Origin of the sequence: Burkholderia sp. Ax-1719 (assembly GCF_011753055.1) — a bacterium.
Lineage (GTDB): Bacteria > Pseudomonadota > Gammaproteobacteria > Burkholderiales > Burkholderiaceae > Paraburkholderia.
In genome coordinates, this window is the sequence record NZ_VWWJ01000001.1 from 639,957 (window position 1) to 656,062 (window position 16,106).

12 protein-coding genes are annotated in these 16,106 nt (G+C 62.1%); 5 read left to right on the plus strand and 7 right to left on the minus strand.

The annotated features are described in order from the left end of the window. Nucleotides 1-25: 25 nt before the first annotated feature. The 3 genes from tauA to F3J17_RS02800 all read right to left on the minus strand — a co-directional run bounded on the left by tauA (nt 26) and on the right by F3J17_RS02800 (nt 3,483). Nucleotides 26-1,027, minus strand: coding sequence for a taurine ABC transporter substrate-binding protein (gene tauA / locus F3J17_RS02790; protein ID WP_167053545.1), 1,002 nt, complete (start codon nt 1,025-1,027; stop codon nt 26-28). 142 nt (nt 1,028-1,169) lie between these two features. Next, entirely contained in the window at nt 1,170-2,282 is a 1,113-nt protein-coding gene (locus F3J17_RS02795; protein WP_167054458.1) for a porin, read from the minus strand. A gap of 244 nt (nt 2,283-2,526) precedes the next feature. After that, a complete protein-coding gene (locus F3J17_RS02800) occupies nt 2,527-3,483 on the minus strand; it encodes a LysR substrate-binding domain-containing protein (RefSeq protein WP_240160791.1) in 957 nt (318 codons plus the stop codon). Between the two features lie 226 nt (nt 3,484-3,709). Here F3J17_RS02800 and betC point away from each other — a divergent pair, with 226 nt between their 5' ends. After that, a complete protein-coding gene (gene betC, locus F3J17_RS02805; protein WP_167053547.1) occupies nt 3,710-5,257 on the plus strand; it encodes a choline-sulfatase in 1,548 nt (515 codons plus the stop codon). Between the two features lie 15 nt (nt 5,258-5,272). Here betC and F3J17_RS02810 read toward each other — a convergent pair whose 3' ends face one another. Beyond that, on the minus strand, nt 5,273-6,286 hold the full coding sequence (locus F3J17_RS02810; RefSeq protein ID WP_167054462.1) for a sulfonate ABC transporter substrate-binding protein: 1,014 nt from the start codon (nt 6,284-6,286) through the stop codon (nt 5,273-5,275). Nucleotides 6,287-6,568: 282 nt separating this feature from the next. Here F3J17_RS02810 and F3J17_RS02815 point away from each other — a divergent pair, with 282 nt between their 5' ends. Together F3J17_RS02815 and F3J17_RS02820 are read left to right on the plus strand one after the other, a co-directional pair. Beyond that, complete coding sequence (locus F3J17_RS02815; RefSeq protein ID WP_205194595.1) at nt 6,569-8,578, plus strand: FUSC family protein; 2,010 nt, start codon at nt 6,569-6,571, stop codon at nt 8,576-8,578. A 435-nt stretch (nt 8,579-9,013) separates the two neighbouring features. Next, nucleotides 9,014-9,754, plus strand: a complete 741-nt coding sequence (locus tag F3J17_RS02820; protein ID WP_167053551.1) for a response regulator — start codon at nt 9,014-9,016, stop codon at nt 9,752-9,754. A gap of 40 nt (nt 9,755-9,794) precedes the next feature. Here F3J17_RS02820 and F3J17_RS02825 read toward each other — a convergent pair whose 3' ends face one another. Continuing rightward, complete coding sequence (locus F3J17_RS02825) at nt 9,795-10,214, minus strand: VOC family protein (RefSeq protein WP_205194596.1); 420 nt, start codon at nt 10,212-10,214, stop codon at nt 9,795-9,797. Between the two features lie 243 nt (nt 10,215-10,457). Next, nucleotides 10,458-11,699 carry a cystathionine gamma-synthase family protein gene (locus tag F3J17_RS02830; protein ID WP_167053553.1) on the minus strand — a complete coding sequence of 414 codons (1,242 nt, stop codon included), beginning with the start codon at nt 11,697-11,699 and terminating at the stop codon, nt 10,458-10,460. A 301-nt stretch (nt 11,700-12,000) separates the two neighbouring features. On the opposite strand from F3J17_RS02830, the gene F3J17_RS02835 reads away from it, so the two are divergent. Further along, nucleotides 12,001-13,086 carry a hypothetical protein gene (locus F3J17_RS02835; protein WP_167053555.1) on the plus strand — a complete coding sequence of 362 codons (1,086 nt, stop codon included), beginning with the start codon at nt 12,001-12,003 and terminating at the stop codon, nt 13,084-13,086. A 169-nt stretch (nt 13,087-13,255) separates the two neighbouring features. Here F3J17_RS02835 and F3J17_RS02840 read toward each other — a convergent pair whose 3' ends face one another. Next, nucleotides 13,256-14,656 carry a DHA2 family efflux MFS transporter permease subunit gene (locus F3J17_RS02840; RefSeq protein WP_167053557.1) on the minus strand — a complete coding sequence of 467 codons (1,401 nt, stop codon included), beginning with the start codon at nt 14,654-14,656 and terminating at the stop codon, nt 13,256-13,258. Between the two features lie 152 nt (nt 14,657-14,808). Between F3J17_RS02840 and F3J17_RS02845 the strand changes: the two genes are divergently transcribed. After that, on the plus strand, nt 14,809-16,026 hold the full coding sequence (locus F3J17_RS02845) for an SfnB family sulfur acquisition oxidoreductase (RefSeq protein ID WP_167053559.1): 1,218 nt from the start codon (nt 14,809-14,811) through the stop codon (nt 16,024-16,026). Nucleotides 16,027-16,106 lie beyond the last annotated feature (80 nt).

The window sequence follows — 16,106 nt, forward strand, 5'->3', positions numbered from 1 at the left end:
GCGCGCCATTCATACGTACACCGAATTACCTGGCCGCGGCGACATAGCGCGGTGTGACCGACGCGCTGTAATCGGGCAGCGCCTGATCGATCTTCTTCTGTTCTTCCAGGAAGTGCGCGGTCGCAGCCACAGCCTTCGCAGTGCCGCCGCCGAGCAGCGCCGGAGAGCGCTGTTCCGCTGCATCGGGATACTGATTGCCCGCGAGCAGTTGCGGTACGTCGGCAGGACTGGCGCCGGAGAGCTTCGCGATGGCCGCCACCTGCGAAGAAGCAGGCGTCCACGACTTGCCGTTGGCGCGATAGTCCGAAATCGCGCTGAGCGTCACGCCCACGAACTTCTGCACGAAATCAGGGTGCGCCTGCGCGAAATCCTTGCGCACAGCCCAGATATCGAAGGTCGGTGAGCCCCATTTTCCGACCTGCGCGGAATCCACCAGTACGTGACCGCTTTCGCGCGCCTTGCCGAGCGCCGGATCCCACGTATAGGCCGCATCGATCTCGCCGCGCGACCAGGCCGCGACCGTTTCGGTCGGCCCCAGATTGACGATATGCACCTGATCCGGCTTGATGCCCCAATGCTTGAGCGCGGCGAGCAGGCTGTAATGCGCAGTCGACACGAACGGTGTGGCGATGGTCTTGCCGATCAGATCCTGCGGCTTCTCGATATGGGCGCTGTTGCGCACGACGAGCGCTTCCGAGCCGCCCGTGAGCGCATTGAGGACAACGGCCTCGACCGGCACGCCACGGCTCACCGCGGCGGCAAACGGGCTCGAACCCACATCGCCGATCTGGATGTCGCCGGAAGCCAGCGCGGCTACGATATCTGCACCGGTGTCGAAGCGTCGCCAGTTGATGGTCCAGCCCGTGGCCTTTTCGTATGCGGCGCTGGCCTGCGCGAGCTTGGCGGGATCTGCGCCGTACTGATAGGCAATATTGACGGTTTCCGCGCGTGCAGCCGTGCCGTGCGCGACGATGAGGGCGAGCGCAGCAGGCGCGGCGACGGCCTGAATGAGTCGTTTGAGTTTCATGTTTGATAGCGTCCCGTATGTTGTTTGCGGATGTCGATCGCGGTGTTGTTCGTGGTGTTGTTCGATAAGAGATGTGGACAGCTTAGCGTCGGTGTAGCGCGCCACGAACGAAGCAAACCTGCATTGCATATGCGCTGGCGCGTTAGAACGAATGACGCATGCCGATACGGACATCGGCCTGCGTGGACGTGCTCGACGGCGCGAAGCTATAGCCGATCACGGCATCCACACCTTGCGAGGCCTTGAGCCAGTCGCCCGAGATATAGACATCGGTGCGCTTGGACAGCAGATAATGCAGGCCCGCCGAAAGCTGGTTCCAGTGATGCCCCTCGAAGTGCGTGTACTGGTAGCCGCCGATCGCGCTGAAGGCGGGCGTGATCTGCCAGTCCGCGCCGCCTTCCGCAACCTGCATATGCGAACTGTTTCCGAAGGCTTTGATGGTCGTATAGGTGTAGTTGCCCATCAGCGTGACGGTGCCGATTGCGTAACTTGTGCCCACGCCGAAAGTGCCCTGACGATCGACCGGGAAACTGCTGCTGGAGTAGAGATCGGTGACCGCGCCGGTGGCGGCGTTCACGCTCACGGTCGGTTGACCCAGGAACGTGCGCGTGCCGATCATCGCGTAAGGGTCGAATGCGTAGATGCCGCTGGGATTGTTCAACTGCGTATACGCCGCGCCTATCGTGAAGCCGCCGCGCACGAAATGCGCCCCTACGCTATAGGCGCTGTTCTCGTGGAAGTTGCCTGCCACGTTGCCGAACGACCACATGCCGCCGAACGTAAAACCGCCAAAATCCTTCGAGAGAAATTTGACCGAATTCGGCAGGCGATCGCCATTGAAGCGGTCGAAGTCGCCTTGGTGAATGGCATAGCCGCTGCCCCATGCGGAAATGTTGTAGGCGTAGGCCATTTCCGCCGTCATATCGAGCTGGTCGCCGAACGACAGCGTGCCCCATTGATTCGACAATCCCACATAGGCCTGGCGGCCGAATTCCGCGCCACCAAAGCCGAGCTGACCATTGCCCAGATGAAAGCCGCTTTCCAGCACGAATACCGCTGAAAGGCCGCCGCCCAGGTCTTCGGTGCCTTTGATGCCCCAGCGGTTGCCATAGGACACGCCATCGCCGAATTCGACCAGATGCGAGCCGCCGCTATTGCTCACGTAAGTCACGCCTGCATCGAGAATGCCGTAAAGCGTTACGCTGCTTTGCGCGTGAGCGAGCGGCGCGCAGGAGAGTGCCAGCAGGGCAGCCATGCCGCGTAGAGCGGGCGAGAAAGGAATCGTTTTTCTTGTTTGCATGATGTGGGCGCGTGGGTGGGCCGGAACGCCATCGCGGTATATCGAACGGCTTTATCAGTGCATGGAATAAGCGTATTCCAATGAGTGATTTGCAATCCGAACTATTGTGCGTGGCCGTGCTGTGATGCGAGCCGCCACTATCGCCCACGGGTGTTGCGCCCGTGAAGACACCGCCCCGTTATTCGGTCATAACGGGGGCTTATGCAAGCGCTTCGGTTTCGCAGACGCTGAACAGCCAGCGCCTGAAGCGCTGCACCGCGGGCGCTTCCGGGCGCGCAGGCGGGCGCACGAGAAAGTAGCCGCGCTCGGTGGAGACGGGCGCATCGAGCAGATGCACCAGCAGACCTTTGTCGATCAGATCGTCGACGAGCGGCGTCCATCCCAGTGCCACGCCATGCCCTAGAAGCGCAGCCTGAATCACCAGCGAATAGCTGTTGAACGTGGCGCTGCACGATGCTTCGGGCGGCGGCAGCGCGTGTGCCGCAAACCACGCATCCCAAGAGAGCCAGCGCGAAGGTTGCGGAGCATGAACGTGCAGCAGGGGCAAGGCGGCCAGATCGCCCGGCTGTGCAACCCCGCGATGTGCCTGCGCGAAAGCGGGCGAGCACACCGGCGTGACCTGTTCCGCAAACAGGCGGGTGGACGTGCACGGCTTCCAGTTGCCATCGCCGAATGCAATGGCCACGTCGGCGCGATCGTGCTGCGGATCGTAGACGGCCTGCGAGGTGACGATATTGACGTCGAGCGTGGGCATCGCATGTTTGAGAGACGCCAGGCGCGGCATCAGCCAGTAGGCCGCGAAACCGGGATCGGTGAGTATCGTCAGCGCGTTGTCGGTGCGGCTCGCGCGAATTCCGGCAGCGGTGGTGCGAATGGTGTCCAGGCTCGTGCGCACGGTATCGAAGAGCCGTTCGCCTTCGGCGGTCAGCGTCACGCCGCGATGGCCGCGCGCGAAGAGCGGCGCGCCCAGATCGGCCTCAAGCTGCACGATGCGCTGGCTCACAGCCGGCTGCGTGGTGCCCAGTTCGCGTGCAGCGGCGGTAAAGCTCTTGAGCCGCGCCGCCGATTCGAACGCGAGCAGCGCCTGCATGGGCGGCAGACGGTCTTGCGCCGTGGCGCGCGCGGTGCGCAAAGGCTGGGCGAGATTCGCGGTCATGTCGATGGCGATATTCATGGGGCATCCGGTAATGCGCAGCGGGCGGCGCTCATGTATGCGTCGATCTCCATTGCTTATGTCCTCATAAGCGCGCAAGGGGTTCACGCCGTCGTGCCCGCTGACCTAAGGTGTCACAGGAACAGACGACGCGATGCTGCATCGGCAACAAGATCAGCCGCAGCGCGCGTCCTGCAATCGTAATCGTTCATTCTATCGACGCCCGCTCATGGCTCATAACGCGAAACCGAATATCCTTATCCTGATGGGCGATCAGGTCACGCCCGCTGCGCTGCGCGCCTACGGCAACACGGTATCGAAAACGCCGCATATCGACGCGCTCGCACGCGACGGCGTTGTGTTCGATTCCGCCTACTGCGCGAGCCCCTTGTGCGCGCCCTCGCGCTATGCGCTGATGGCGGGCAGCCTGCCCTCGCGTATCGGCGCGTATGACAACGCGGCGGAACTGCCGGCGCAGACGTTGACGTTCGCGCACTATCTGCGCGAAGCAGGCTACCGCACGGCGCTCTCGGGCAAGATGCATTTCTGCGGTCCCGATCAGTTGCACGGCTTCGAAACCCGTCTCACCACCGACATCTATCCCGCCGATTTCGGCTGGGTGCCCGACTGGTCCGATCCGCAGCGCCGCCAGAGCTGGTATCACAACATGAGTTCCGTGTTCGACGCGGGGCCGTGCGTGCGCACGAACCAGCTCGATTTCGACGACGAAGTGGGCTATACGGTGCGCCAGCATCTGTTCGACGTTGCGCGCGACCAGGCAAGCGGCAAGGACGCGCGGCCGTTCATGACGGTGGCGTCGTTTACACACCCGCACGATCCTTATGCGATTACGCATGAATACTGGGATCTTTATGAAGGCGAGGAGATCGATTTACCGAATGTGACGCTCGGCTATGAGGAAAGCGACCCGCATTCGCGCCGTCTGCGCGAAGCGTGCGAAATCGATCGCGAGCCCATTACTGCCGATCACGTGCGTCGCGCGCGTCGCGCTTATTACGGCTCGCTTGCTTATCTGGACGCGCAATTTGGCGCCATTCTCGACACGCTAAACGCCACCGGTCTCGCCGATAACACCATCGTGATCTTCACCGCCGATCACGGCGACATGCTGGGCGAGCGTGGTCTCTGGTACAAGATGACGTTTTTTGAGGGCGCCGCGCGCGTGCCGCTGGTCGTGCATGCGCCGGGGCGTTTCGAACCCGCGCGCGTGAAGGCTTCGGTTTCGCATGTCGATCTGCTGCCCACGCTGGTGGAAATGGCCACGGGCGAGCGCCGCAGTGCATGGCCTGATGCGATCGATGGACGCAGCCTTGTGCCGCATCTGCAAGCGCAATCGGGATCACGCGCACATGACGAAGCCATCGGCGAATATCTGGGCGAGGGTGCGCTCGCGCCAATCGTGATGATCCGCCGCGAGCGCTACAAGTACCTCTTTTCGCCAGTGGACCCGGAGCAACTATTCGATCTGCGCGACGATCCGCTGGAGTTGCGCAATCTCGCGGGCGATCCTGCGCATGAGCAACGCTGTGCGGAATTCCGCGCGGAAGTGGCGCGCCGATGGAATCTCGATGCCCTGCACGAGGCCGTGCTCGCAAGCCAGCGTCGCCGCAGTTTCCATTTTCGCGCCACACGCCACGGTCGCATCGAACATTGGGACTGGCAGCCGCGCGCAGCCGCGAGCGAGCGCTATATCCGCAGTCATCTGGATCTCGACTCGCTCGAAGAAAACGCGCGTTTTCCGCGCGTCAAATCCTGAGCGACGGACAAAGAATCAGGCAGCGTCCCAACGTGCATCGGCGACGACCAGCTTCTTCGGAATCAGCTTGAGATCGGTGAAGGTGTCGGCGATCTGTTGCTGATACGCGAAGGTGGCCTGATCGAGCGGACGCACGCCGAACGTCGTGCGTTTGAGCGCGACTTCAAGCGTACCGGCGTCGAGTCCCACCAGCGGCGAGAGCTGCGCCGCGACGCCACGGATATTGGCGCGCGCATAGTTATCCACGGCGGCAATTTCGTCGAGCAGCGCATGCACCACAGGTGCATGTGCGGCTGCGAATTTGCGGCCCGCGAGATAGTACTGCGTGTTGTTCACGAGGCCTTCGCCGGTGGCGATCACGCGCGCATTGGCCTGGCGCTCGATGGCGGCGAAGTAGGGGTCCCAGATTGCCCAGGCGTCCACGCTGTTGCTCGTGAAGGCGGCGCGTGCATCGGCGGGCGCGAGATAGACGGGCTGGATATCTTCGTAGCGCAGATTGGCCTTTTTGAGCGCTTCCACCAGCAGATAGTGCACGTTCGAACCGCGATTGAGCGCCACGCGTTTGCCGCGCAGTTCAGCCACGCTGCGGATCGGCGAATCGTGCTGCACGACGATGGCTTCGGCGCGCGGCGCGGGCGGCTCGCTGCCGATATAGACGAAGTCGACCCCGCCCGCCTGCGCGAAGATCGGCGGCGTTTCGCCCACGGTGCCCACATCGACAGCGCCTGCATTGAGACCTTCGAGCAATTGCGGGCCGCCCGGGAATTCAAGCCACTGCACACTCACGCCGGAGGAAGCCAGCCGCTTCTCCAGCGTCTTCTGCGATTTCAGGACCACGAAGTTTCCATACTTCTGATAGCCCACGCGCAGAACCTTGCTGTCGTCCGCACGCGCCGCGGTGCTGCCAAGCGCAGCTGCGAGCGCACCCGCCGTCGCGGTCACGCCGCGCAAAGCGCCGGCCGCGCCGGCTTTGAGAAGCAGACGGCGCGTGTCATTCGCGCCCCGGCGATCGTGCAGGGAATTCGACATCGTAATGTGGCCCAGAAGGAGTTTGCTCAAGCGTGCATGCACGGCGAACGCGCATGATGCGTGGCGAGTCGCGGCGCGGTCAACGAATCGCTTCGAAGTATTTCTGCTACGTATTTCGTGTGGGGGAAATAGCGGTGTGCATCATCGGATTGGCGTTAAAGGACGGCTAGCCGGAGGATTCGTCGTATCAAAGCCAATCGATCCTGCGGCACGCCGACGCCCCGTTTCCCGCCGCACTTGTACAGTTCGACTAGCTCAACACCTGCGCAACGCGCAAACGCCATGTACAGCCTCGCCAAACTGGTATCGGTTGTCAGCCGCAGCACCTTCAGGGCGGAAGGTCACGTGTTTGCCGTCACCCCCGAGCGCGTGGGCATTGCCGAGGGCGTACGCGCAGCGCTGGCGATGGCGCCGCTGATGGTCGCCGCAACGCTGTTGGCGCGACCCGAAATTGCGCTGGGCGCAGTGGCGGCTTTCTGGAACTGTCTGTGCGACCCGCAGGGCGGCAAGGCCGCGCGCCTGAAGGCAATGGTCAATTTCACGGTGATGGGCGTCGTGGTCCTGACGCTCGCTTCTTGGGGCGCGAATTGGGGCTATATGGCGCGTCTGGTCATACTGTTCGCACTCGTATTCCTGTGCGGACTGACGCGAAGCTACAAAGCCGCATTGGGACCGATGCCTGCCCAGGCGGGGTTCATTGCTTCGCTGGCGGTTGTAATCGGCATTGCCTCGGCTCGTCCTTTGGCGGGCGCGCTCGAACTGGGCGGCTACTTCTTGCTGGGCTCCGTGTGGGCCATGCTGTTCTGTGTGTTCCTCGTGCCGATTCCCTTTCGGCAATCCGGCAATCTCATGCTGGCGGCGATCTTCGGCAGGCTGGAGAGTATGGCCGCGTTCGTCAACATGCTGGAGTCCAGTCCTCAAGCCGATGCCTGGCAGACCTTCGATCTCGTCCACCGCAGAGGCGTGCGCATGTCGATCGAACGGGGGCGCGCGCTGGCGGCGCTCGACACCTGTAATGGATTGCGGCTGGGCGCGTATATCGATGCGGCTGGCAGAATCTTTTCCGCGCTGATTGCCATCGGCCAGACGCGCCGCAATGCGTCAGCCGCAGCGAGCGAGCCCTCGCGCCGCTTGCTGCAAGCGTTGCAGCAACTTCTGCTGGCGCTGGGCGATCATCCCCTGCTGGATGGTCCGCTGCCCGATGCGCTGGTTGCGCAATCGACAGCGCTCTTGCAGGAGACCGCGAAGCAGGACAATGGGATCGCACGTTGCGTGAAATTCGCGGCGAACGCGGTGGTGCGCCTTTCCGCACGCGACGCCGTGCCGGACGCCGGCAGCGGACAAATACCGGTCGCGCCCGCGCCTGCCACGCCTGGCATCGACACGCTGGTCTGGCGTCATGCGATAAGAGTTGCGCTCGCAACGGTCGTCGCATTTGCGATTGGCACGTGGCTGAATGTAGCGCTTGCCTATTGGGGCGCACTCGCGGCCATCATTGTCACGCAACCCATTGCGTCGAACACGTGGCTGCGCATTCTGGAGCGCGCATGCGGCAGTATTATTGGCGGATTGATCGCGGCCGCGCTGCTGGCGACGCTTCCTGGTCCCGGCGCAATGACGCTGGCGATCTTGCCGCTCGCCGCAGTGGCGATTGCTTGCCGGTTGGTGAGCTACGGCTTTTTCGTGGTGTTTCTCTGTCCGATGTTCATGCTGATTTCGGACTTCATTCATCCGACGGGCGGCTTGATCGCGGCACGCTTTTTCAATGAAATCATCGGCGCTTGCGTGGGCGTGGCGGCCAGTTTTCTGCTCTGGCCAGGACGTAACGACGATGTGCTCAATGCGGCGATCAAGGCCGCGATTTCCGCCAACATGAATTTTGCATCGGCCGCATTGCGCACGCATAGCGTTTCGATTTCCGATCTCGATCGTCTGCAACGGGAAGCGGGAATGGCCAGCACGCGGCTTGAAACCGCACGCGAGCGTCTGCTGCTGGAAGGACGCTGGCGATCGGCGGGGTTGGAGCGCCTGCGCGAAGTCATCGTGTCTTTACGGGTCGTTTGCGGAACGGCTGCAGTGGTCGAAGTGCTGCGCGATGAAGAACCGCGCACGGCAGATCGCGAGCGAGCCGATGCCTACGATGCGACGACCGCCCAGTTGCTACAAACGCTCGCGACGCGAACGCCAGTGCAAACTCCGCTGCAAACCTCAAAGCCCGCCGATGACGATCTGGGCCAGGCCGTCCATCAGCTCACGGGCGCATTGAATCACTACGTTACGCTGCCCGCTTGATTGCCCGAAAAAATACGGGTCTGCAAGGGAAGGATCGGTAATGCTCCAGCGGCTTCGAGGCATGGGAGCAGCCGGAAATTCATGGGAAAATGTGCCGGATATTTGAATGGTTCTAAGGCATTTCCAATGGGCTCTGGCTTCACATTCGCCCGGGTGGCGCGCGTTGCGATGGCTGCCGGTGCGCTAGCCGGCATGGCCCTGCTGCAAGGGTGTGCATCGACGCTGGGCAATATCGCACTTGGCGCCGGACTGGGTATAACGGCCACCGTGTCGACCATTTATTGCGCGTTGGCGTGCCACTGAGTTCCGCTGCAGGCACGCTGCGAAAGCGCGGAAGAAAGGCGCGGAAATAATCAGTAAGCCAGTGTCGCGGTCTTTATCGCATCATCTGACTTTCGATTTGGGTCTGCCTGCTTCATGCTTCAATCCGCGTCTATGCAAAAGTCCGACCTACACGTCCTGCACGTCGACGATGACGAAGTCGTGTGTCAAGTGCTAGGCAGCTTCTTCGCGTCGCGCGGTGTGCGATTCACGGCGGTGCATAGTGCCGATCACCTGGAAAGCGCGATCGACAATCTGCGGCCATCCATCGTCGTGCTCGATCTCATGCTGCCGCGCGTGGACGGCCTCACGGCGCTCAGACGTCTGCGCGAGCACGACAAGACCACCCCCGTCATCATGCTCACCGCGCTCGCGGACGAAACCGAGCGCATCGTCGGCCTGGAAATGGGCGCGGACGATTACGTCGGCAAGCCCTTTTTGCCGCGCGAACTGCTCGCGCGCATTCACGCCGTCCTTCGCTTTGGCAGTGCGCAAAACACGCGGCCTATGAGCGCCGCACCGGACCGCATCCGCTTTGGGCGCTTCGAACTTACGCTGTCGAGACAGACCTTGTTCAAGGACGGCGTGCCCGTCAAGATCGGCGAGAGCGAACTGCTGATACTCGCGCACCTTGCGTCTCGTCCGATGCAGGTGATCAGCCGCGAAGCGCTGGTGCGTTTGCTCGAAGCGCGCAGCGGCAGCTCGTGCACGCGCAGTATCTATGTCGCGATTTTGCGGCTCAGACGCATCATCGAAATCAATGCCGAACAACCGCGCGTGATTCAAACCGTGAGAACGCGCGGCTATATGTTCGTGCCGGAAGCGGAATCGGCGGACGCAACGGCCGCCGAATAACAGGGCATCAGCCGCGTACCGGGACAGTGCGCGACTTCGTTCAATTATCAAATGTCCCTTGATATTCGTCCGCAGCATCCTTGCGCGTATTCATCTCGAACATCACGCCGCCCGGCGCGCGACAAAAGAAACGCGAGCCGCGTCCGTTATTGAATATCTCCGTTTCCATCTGCACGCCTTCGGCCTTGAAGCGTGTATAAAGCGCCTGCACGGCTTCGAGATCCGGCAGCTCAAAACCGAGGTGAAAATGCTTCGGCCATACGGGTGCGTCGCTTCCCGCGTAGTCGATCACGACGTCATAGCCCGGACGCTTGAGAATATACGAGCGGTCCCACGTACCCGCGATCGTGAAACCCAGATATTGCTCGAAGAAAGCCGCGGTTGCTTCGGTATCGGCGGAAGGAAAGCTCAGGTGATTGAGCTTCATGGCTTGAATGACGTGCTCGCTTGTATCGCTCATGGTCTGTCTCATTTGCAGTGGCGACGACCCGATGCCGTGCCGTTCAGTGAGAACAGAATAAGAGAAGCGTGCGCATTCGAATACTCGCATTGCGGCGTGCGGCTAGCCGGGCGCGAAGCCCCGTCTGGCGGGCATTTGCGAGGTGCGCGAGCGTAGGCGCAAAGGGCACGCTCGCGTTTGACGTGAGGCGAATGAAGATTGCGTCCCGGTTGAATCCGGAACGCAATGCACAAGCTACGCGTATCAGGCGGCCAGTTCGAGCGCCTGCGAGAAGTCCGCAATCAGATCGTCGATATCTTCGATACCGGCGGAAAGGCGCAGCATCCCGTCGGAAATGCCCATTGCCTTGCGCGTCTCAGCACCCGCTTCATAGAAGATGGTCGGCGCAACCGGAATGATCAGCGTGCGCGTGTCGCCAAGCCCGGTTGCCTTGATCGGCAATTGCAGCGCGTTGACCACGTCGATCATGCGGTCGGTGTTGAGCAGTTCGAACGAGAGCAGCCACGACGCGCCCTTGAACAGCTTCTGCGCAATCTCGTATTGCGGATGGCTTTTCAGGCCCGGATAAAACACCTTGCCGATAGCCGCGTGCCCTTCGAGAAACTGCGCCAGCGCGAGTGCATTGTCGCTGCTTTGCTTGACGCGCAGCGCGAGTGTTTCGGCGCCCAGCGCGATCGAGTGCGCCTGTTCCGAGGACAGCGCCGCGCCCATATCGCGCAGGCCTTTCTTGCGGATCTGCAACAGGCCCTGATCCTTCGCAGCCGAACGGCGATAGTCGTCGGCGATGTTCGGGTAGGCGCTCCAGTCGAACAGGCCGGTGTCGGTCACCGCGCCGCCCAGCGCTGCGCCGTGGCCCGCGATGGTCTTCGTCAGCGAGTTGATCACCAGGCTCGCGCCCACCGCCTTCGGCTTGAACAAGGCAGCCGAGGTGATGGTGTTGTCGACCACATAAGCGAGGCCGTGTTCGCGGCACACGTCGCCGATGCCTTGCAGATCGGGAATCTGCGTGCCGGGGTTCGCGATGGTTTCGACGAACACCATGCGCGTATTCGGACGAATCGCGTTCTTCACTTCTTCGGCATCGCAGGCGTCGACGGTCGTGACTTCGACGCCGAGCGTGCGCAGCGTGCCGAACAGGCTGTTGGTGTTGCCGAACACATAACGGCTTGCCACCAGATGATCGCCCGCGCGCAGCAGCGTGAGGAAAGTTGCCGTGATCGCGGCCATACCGGTGCTGAAACAGATCGAGCCGACACCGTCTTCGAGGCTCGTGATCTTGCGCTCCAGCGCAGCGGTGGTGGGCGTGCCCTGGCGCGCGTAATTGAAGCCGCCTTTTTTCGTGCCCTGAAATACGCCGATCAGATCCTCGACGCGTTCGAAACCATATTGCACCGACGTGTGAATCGGCTGACGCACGCCGCCGTGCTCGCTGCCCGAAATCCTGTCGCCGTGAACGATGCTGGTGGTGAAGCCTTGCTTGCTCATTCCTTCTCCGCTCTTCAAGTCCGCATTTCAAATCGATTGCCGGTCGCCGATTATCGCCTGTAAGCGGTGGTGCGCGAAGCTTTCGCGGGCGGTTTGGGCCTTTTTGCCGGTTATTGACGCATTTGCTTTTCAGTCAGGCAGGCGGGCGCTTACTGGCGGCTTCATGGCCCACTTCGAGGCCGCGAATAGATAAGGCCCTTAAAATCGTCGATTCTTCGTTATTTATTACATGGTGCTTTCAATGCGAGCGGGATCGCCAATCAAACGGATCAAGCGCTGGATGAGGTTTGGCGCAGGCGCAATGCTGCTACAAGGTTCGCTGGCATGGGCGCAGGCGGGCGGTATTGCGCTTGGCACGCCGGAGGGTTTCAGTGCGAATCGGATCGATGCGCTCGGCGATGGCCGGTATTGCATCAGCGGAAGCCTGTTTGATGACACGGGGCCGACCTGGACCGCGATGGTCGTGATGGTCGACACGCGTGCTCGTCGCGTGCTGTGGCGCGCGCCGGTTCCCTATCCGCACGACGATGTGGGCAATACGGCGGCGGCGTGCGGCAGCGACGGGCACTCGATTTATGCGGTCACGGTGGAAAGCACGCAGTCCAGCGAGGCGCTCAAACAGCACTTCGTCGTGGTGAACCGCTTCTCGGCCGCAGGCAAACTGGAAAAGCAGCAAAGGATTCCCGCTGGCTTCGACAACTGGTTCTATTCGCTAGCGGTGAGTGCCAGCGATGTCGCAGTGGCGGGTAGCACGAGCGGGAGCACGCAGATGGACGGGCCGTTCGGCAGCTTTGTCGCCCGGTTCAAGCCCGACCTGACGCCTGCTGGCGTTACCCAGCTCGCGAGCGGCGCGTTCGATTCTGATTCGGCGGCGTCGTTCGACGGCGATCTTCTGCGGGTGACGGGCGAGTTCTTCCCGAACAAAGGCGAGGGGCACAAGGGCTACGCCGTGTCGAAAGTCGATTACGCCAGGAAGCGCTACCTCTGGTCGACGTATGTTCCGGTCGACCTGCGCTCGACGAAGGGGGCGCTGTCGGCCACGGACGGCAATACCTATCTGGTCGCCTCGGCATCGTCGGGCGCGTTGTCGGTCACGACGGTCGATCGCGTCGGCAAGATCTCTTCCACCTTCGCGGTGAAAGCGGAGCCGTTCTGCAAGCTCAACGTGGCGGCAGTCGATGGCGGCGCTCTGAAGGTCTTTGCCGATGTCTGCAAGGGCGAGAAGACCAGCAGCCAGCTTCTGTCGATCGATCTGTCTGCGCACACCGTCGTTACCGCGCAGCCTTTTAAGGCGCAATTGCAGGCGCCAGGCTTTGATGGCGGCAACTGGTTCGGCGTGGTGGAAGCCGAGGGGCACGGGCCCGTCTTCGTGAGCGGTTCGAAATAGTTCGTGGTTGCTTTCTCACGTGCTCTAGCGCGGGCGCGTGAGAGGGCGCTGCATGACTTTTCATCACCGTATTGCAACTAACTGCCAGCCGCCGTCTGGACCACACAAACCACGCGATCCCTTCCTGGATCGCGTGGCAAACCCCCGCTACCCAGGCCTGCCTGATGTATTAATCCTGCATCGCGCGGTCGATACGCATCGGCAACCAGAGCGTCGAGACGAGGCACAAGGCATGCAGCAGCGCGAGCACGACGAAGGCCGCGGCAAATGGATGCGGCTGCTCGCCCGACGCATGATTCATCGACATGGCGAGCGCCATTGAAACGAGTGTGGTCGCGAACGGACCGCCAATGCGCTGCGCGATATTGAGCGCGGTATTCGCCACGGGCAGACGCGCCTTCGGCAGCGACGCATACGCGGCTGCGATCGACGGTACGCTGATCGTGCCTTGCCCCACTCCCGCGAGAAAGAGGCTCGCCACGGCGAGCTCGGGCGACCAGTTGCCGAGCGATATCCACACGAACGCAAGCGTACCGAGCAGCGCCAGCAGCGCGCCACCCGCAACGACCGGGCGGCAGCCGAACCGATCGGTCAAAAAGCCAAGGATAGCGAACGAAATCATCATGCCGATACCGATCACGGCAACCAGCGCACCGGCATGCGCAGCAGAGAGTCCGCAGCCCGCGATCAGAAAAAGCGGCACGGCAAGCTGACGGCCGAACATGATGCCGTTGGCGAAGAACTGCGCGAACGCGGCAAACCGGAAAGTGCGCGTCTGGAAGATCCTTATATCGATCAACGCGCGTTCGCCTTTATGCCATGCGTGAAGCACGAATGCGGCAAGCAGGGCGAGGCCTGCGCAAAAAGACACCATACTGCTCTGCAAGCCATAGATCAGCGCGACGAGACCCGGTGAAATCAGCGCGAAGCCCGCAAGATCGAACGCGCGCGGCTGAGCGGGCGCCGTATCGTGCGGCAGCATCCGTACGGCGAGTGTCACGCCGAGCACGCCGATCGGCACGTTGACGAAAAAGAGCCACGGCCACGGCGCATGCGCAAGTATCGCCCCGGCCAGCACCGGCCCAACAATCGGGCCGAGCAGAATCGGCAGCGTGGTATAGCCCATCACGCGCTGCATGTTCTGGCCGCCAACGCGCCCGATCATCATCTGCGCCATCGGCGCGAGTACGCCCGCCACCAACCCTTGCAGAAGCCGCGCGCCGATCAGCGCTTCGATACTGCGCGCCGCGCCGCAAAGCGCCGAAGCGCAGGTAAACGCGGCGAAGCAAAACAGATAGAGACGTCTGGCGCCCACGCGGTCGACCAGCCAGCCGTTGAGCGGCAGCATCAGCGCCATCGCCAGCAGATAACCGCTCACAATCCATTGCGTTGTTGCGATGGGCGCACCCAGCGTGTGGCCGATGGTCGAAAGCGACACGTTCACGAGCGTCGAATCCATCTGCGCCATGAACGAGCCGATCGAAACCACGAGCGCCACTTTCCATACGCGAGGATCGATGCGCGAAGGCGTCTTTGCAGTTTCAGGCTGGTGCGTGGGCGTGCCGGTCATGTCCCGCTTGTGCTCTCGTATGTCTCTGTCGAAACACGAATATAACCGCTGCAACGTGCCACGCCATGGAATATCGATCTACCAATCGCTCGTTTGGCGCGCGTCGTGTTCGTTGCTAGATTGTCCGCACCTTCATTGATGCGGAGAAAATCATGGCAGAGACCGGAGAGCAGGGCCAGCACGCGAGCGTGCGCGTGATCGTCGACGATGACGAGGCCATCGCTGTTGCGCGGGAGCTTGCCGCGCGTCTCGCCCAGGGCGCAGCCGAACGCGACCGCGATCGGCGTCTGCCGCGCGAAGAGATCGAATGGTTCTCGCAATCGGGCCTGTGGGGCATCACGGTGCCGAAGGCCTATGGCGGCGCGGGTGTGTCGTTCGTCACGCTCACTGAGGTCGTCAAGCTGATTTCCGCCGCCGATTCGTCCATCGGTCAGTTGCCGCAGAATCACTTCGGGCTCGTCGATGTGATCACGCTCACGGGAACCGAGGAGCAGAAACGTCATTTCTTCGCACAAGTGCTGGCGGGCAAGCGCTTTGGAAATGGCTTTTCCGAAAAGGGCACGAAAAACGTGCTCGATCTGAAGACGCGTGTACTCCGCGACGGCGACGACTACGTGGTGGACGGCACCAAGTTCTATTCGACGGGCGCGCTGTTCGCTCATTTCGTGCCGGTGCTCGGTCTCGATGAAGAAAAGCGCGGCTGGCTTGCCTATATTCCGCAGGGCACGCCGGGGCTGACGATCACCGACGACTGGTCGGGCTTCGGTCAACGCACCACGGCGAGCGGTACGGTCACGCTGGAAAACGTACGCGTGAGCGCATCGCATGTGCTGCCCGCGTATCGCGTCTCCGATCAACCCACGCTCAACGGGCCGGTTTCGCAGATCATTCAGGCGGCCATCGACGCGGGCATCGCGCAAGCGGCTATCGACGATACGCTCGCTTTCGTGCGCGAGCGCTCGCGGCCGTGGGTTGATAGCGGCGTCGAACGCGCGAGTGAAGATCCCTTGACGGTACGGGAAATCGGCCGCCTGTATATCCAGTTGCACGCGGCCGAGGCGTTGCTCGAACGCGCGGCGCAAGTGCTCGACGATATCGCCGCACAGCAAACGGTGAGCGAGGACGATGTGGCGCGCGCCTCCGTGGCCGTGGGCGAGGCAAAAGTGCTCACGACCGAAGCTTCGCTGCTGGCGGGCGAAAAACTGTTCGAACTGGCGGGCACGCAATCGACGTTGGCCGCGCACAATCTCGACCGACACTGGCGCAATGCGCGCACGCATACGCTGCACGATCCGGTGCGCTGGAAATATCACCTCGTCGGTAATTACTATCTGAACGGCGTGAAACCTGCGCGCCACGCCTGGAATTAAGCGCGATCTAAAGAGACCGATAAATGCAGAAGCGGGACGGCGCCTGAGCGTCCGTCCCGCTTTTTTATGCTTCAAGTTGC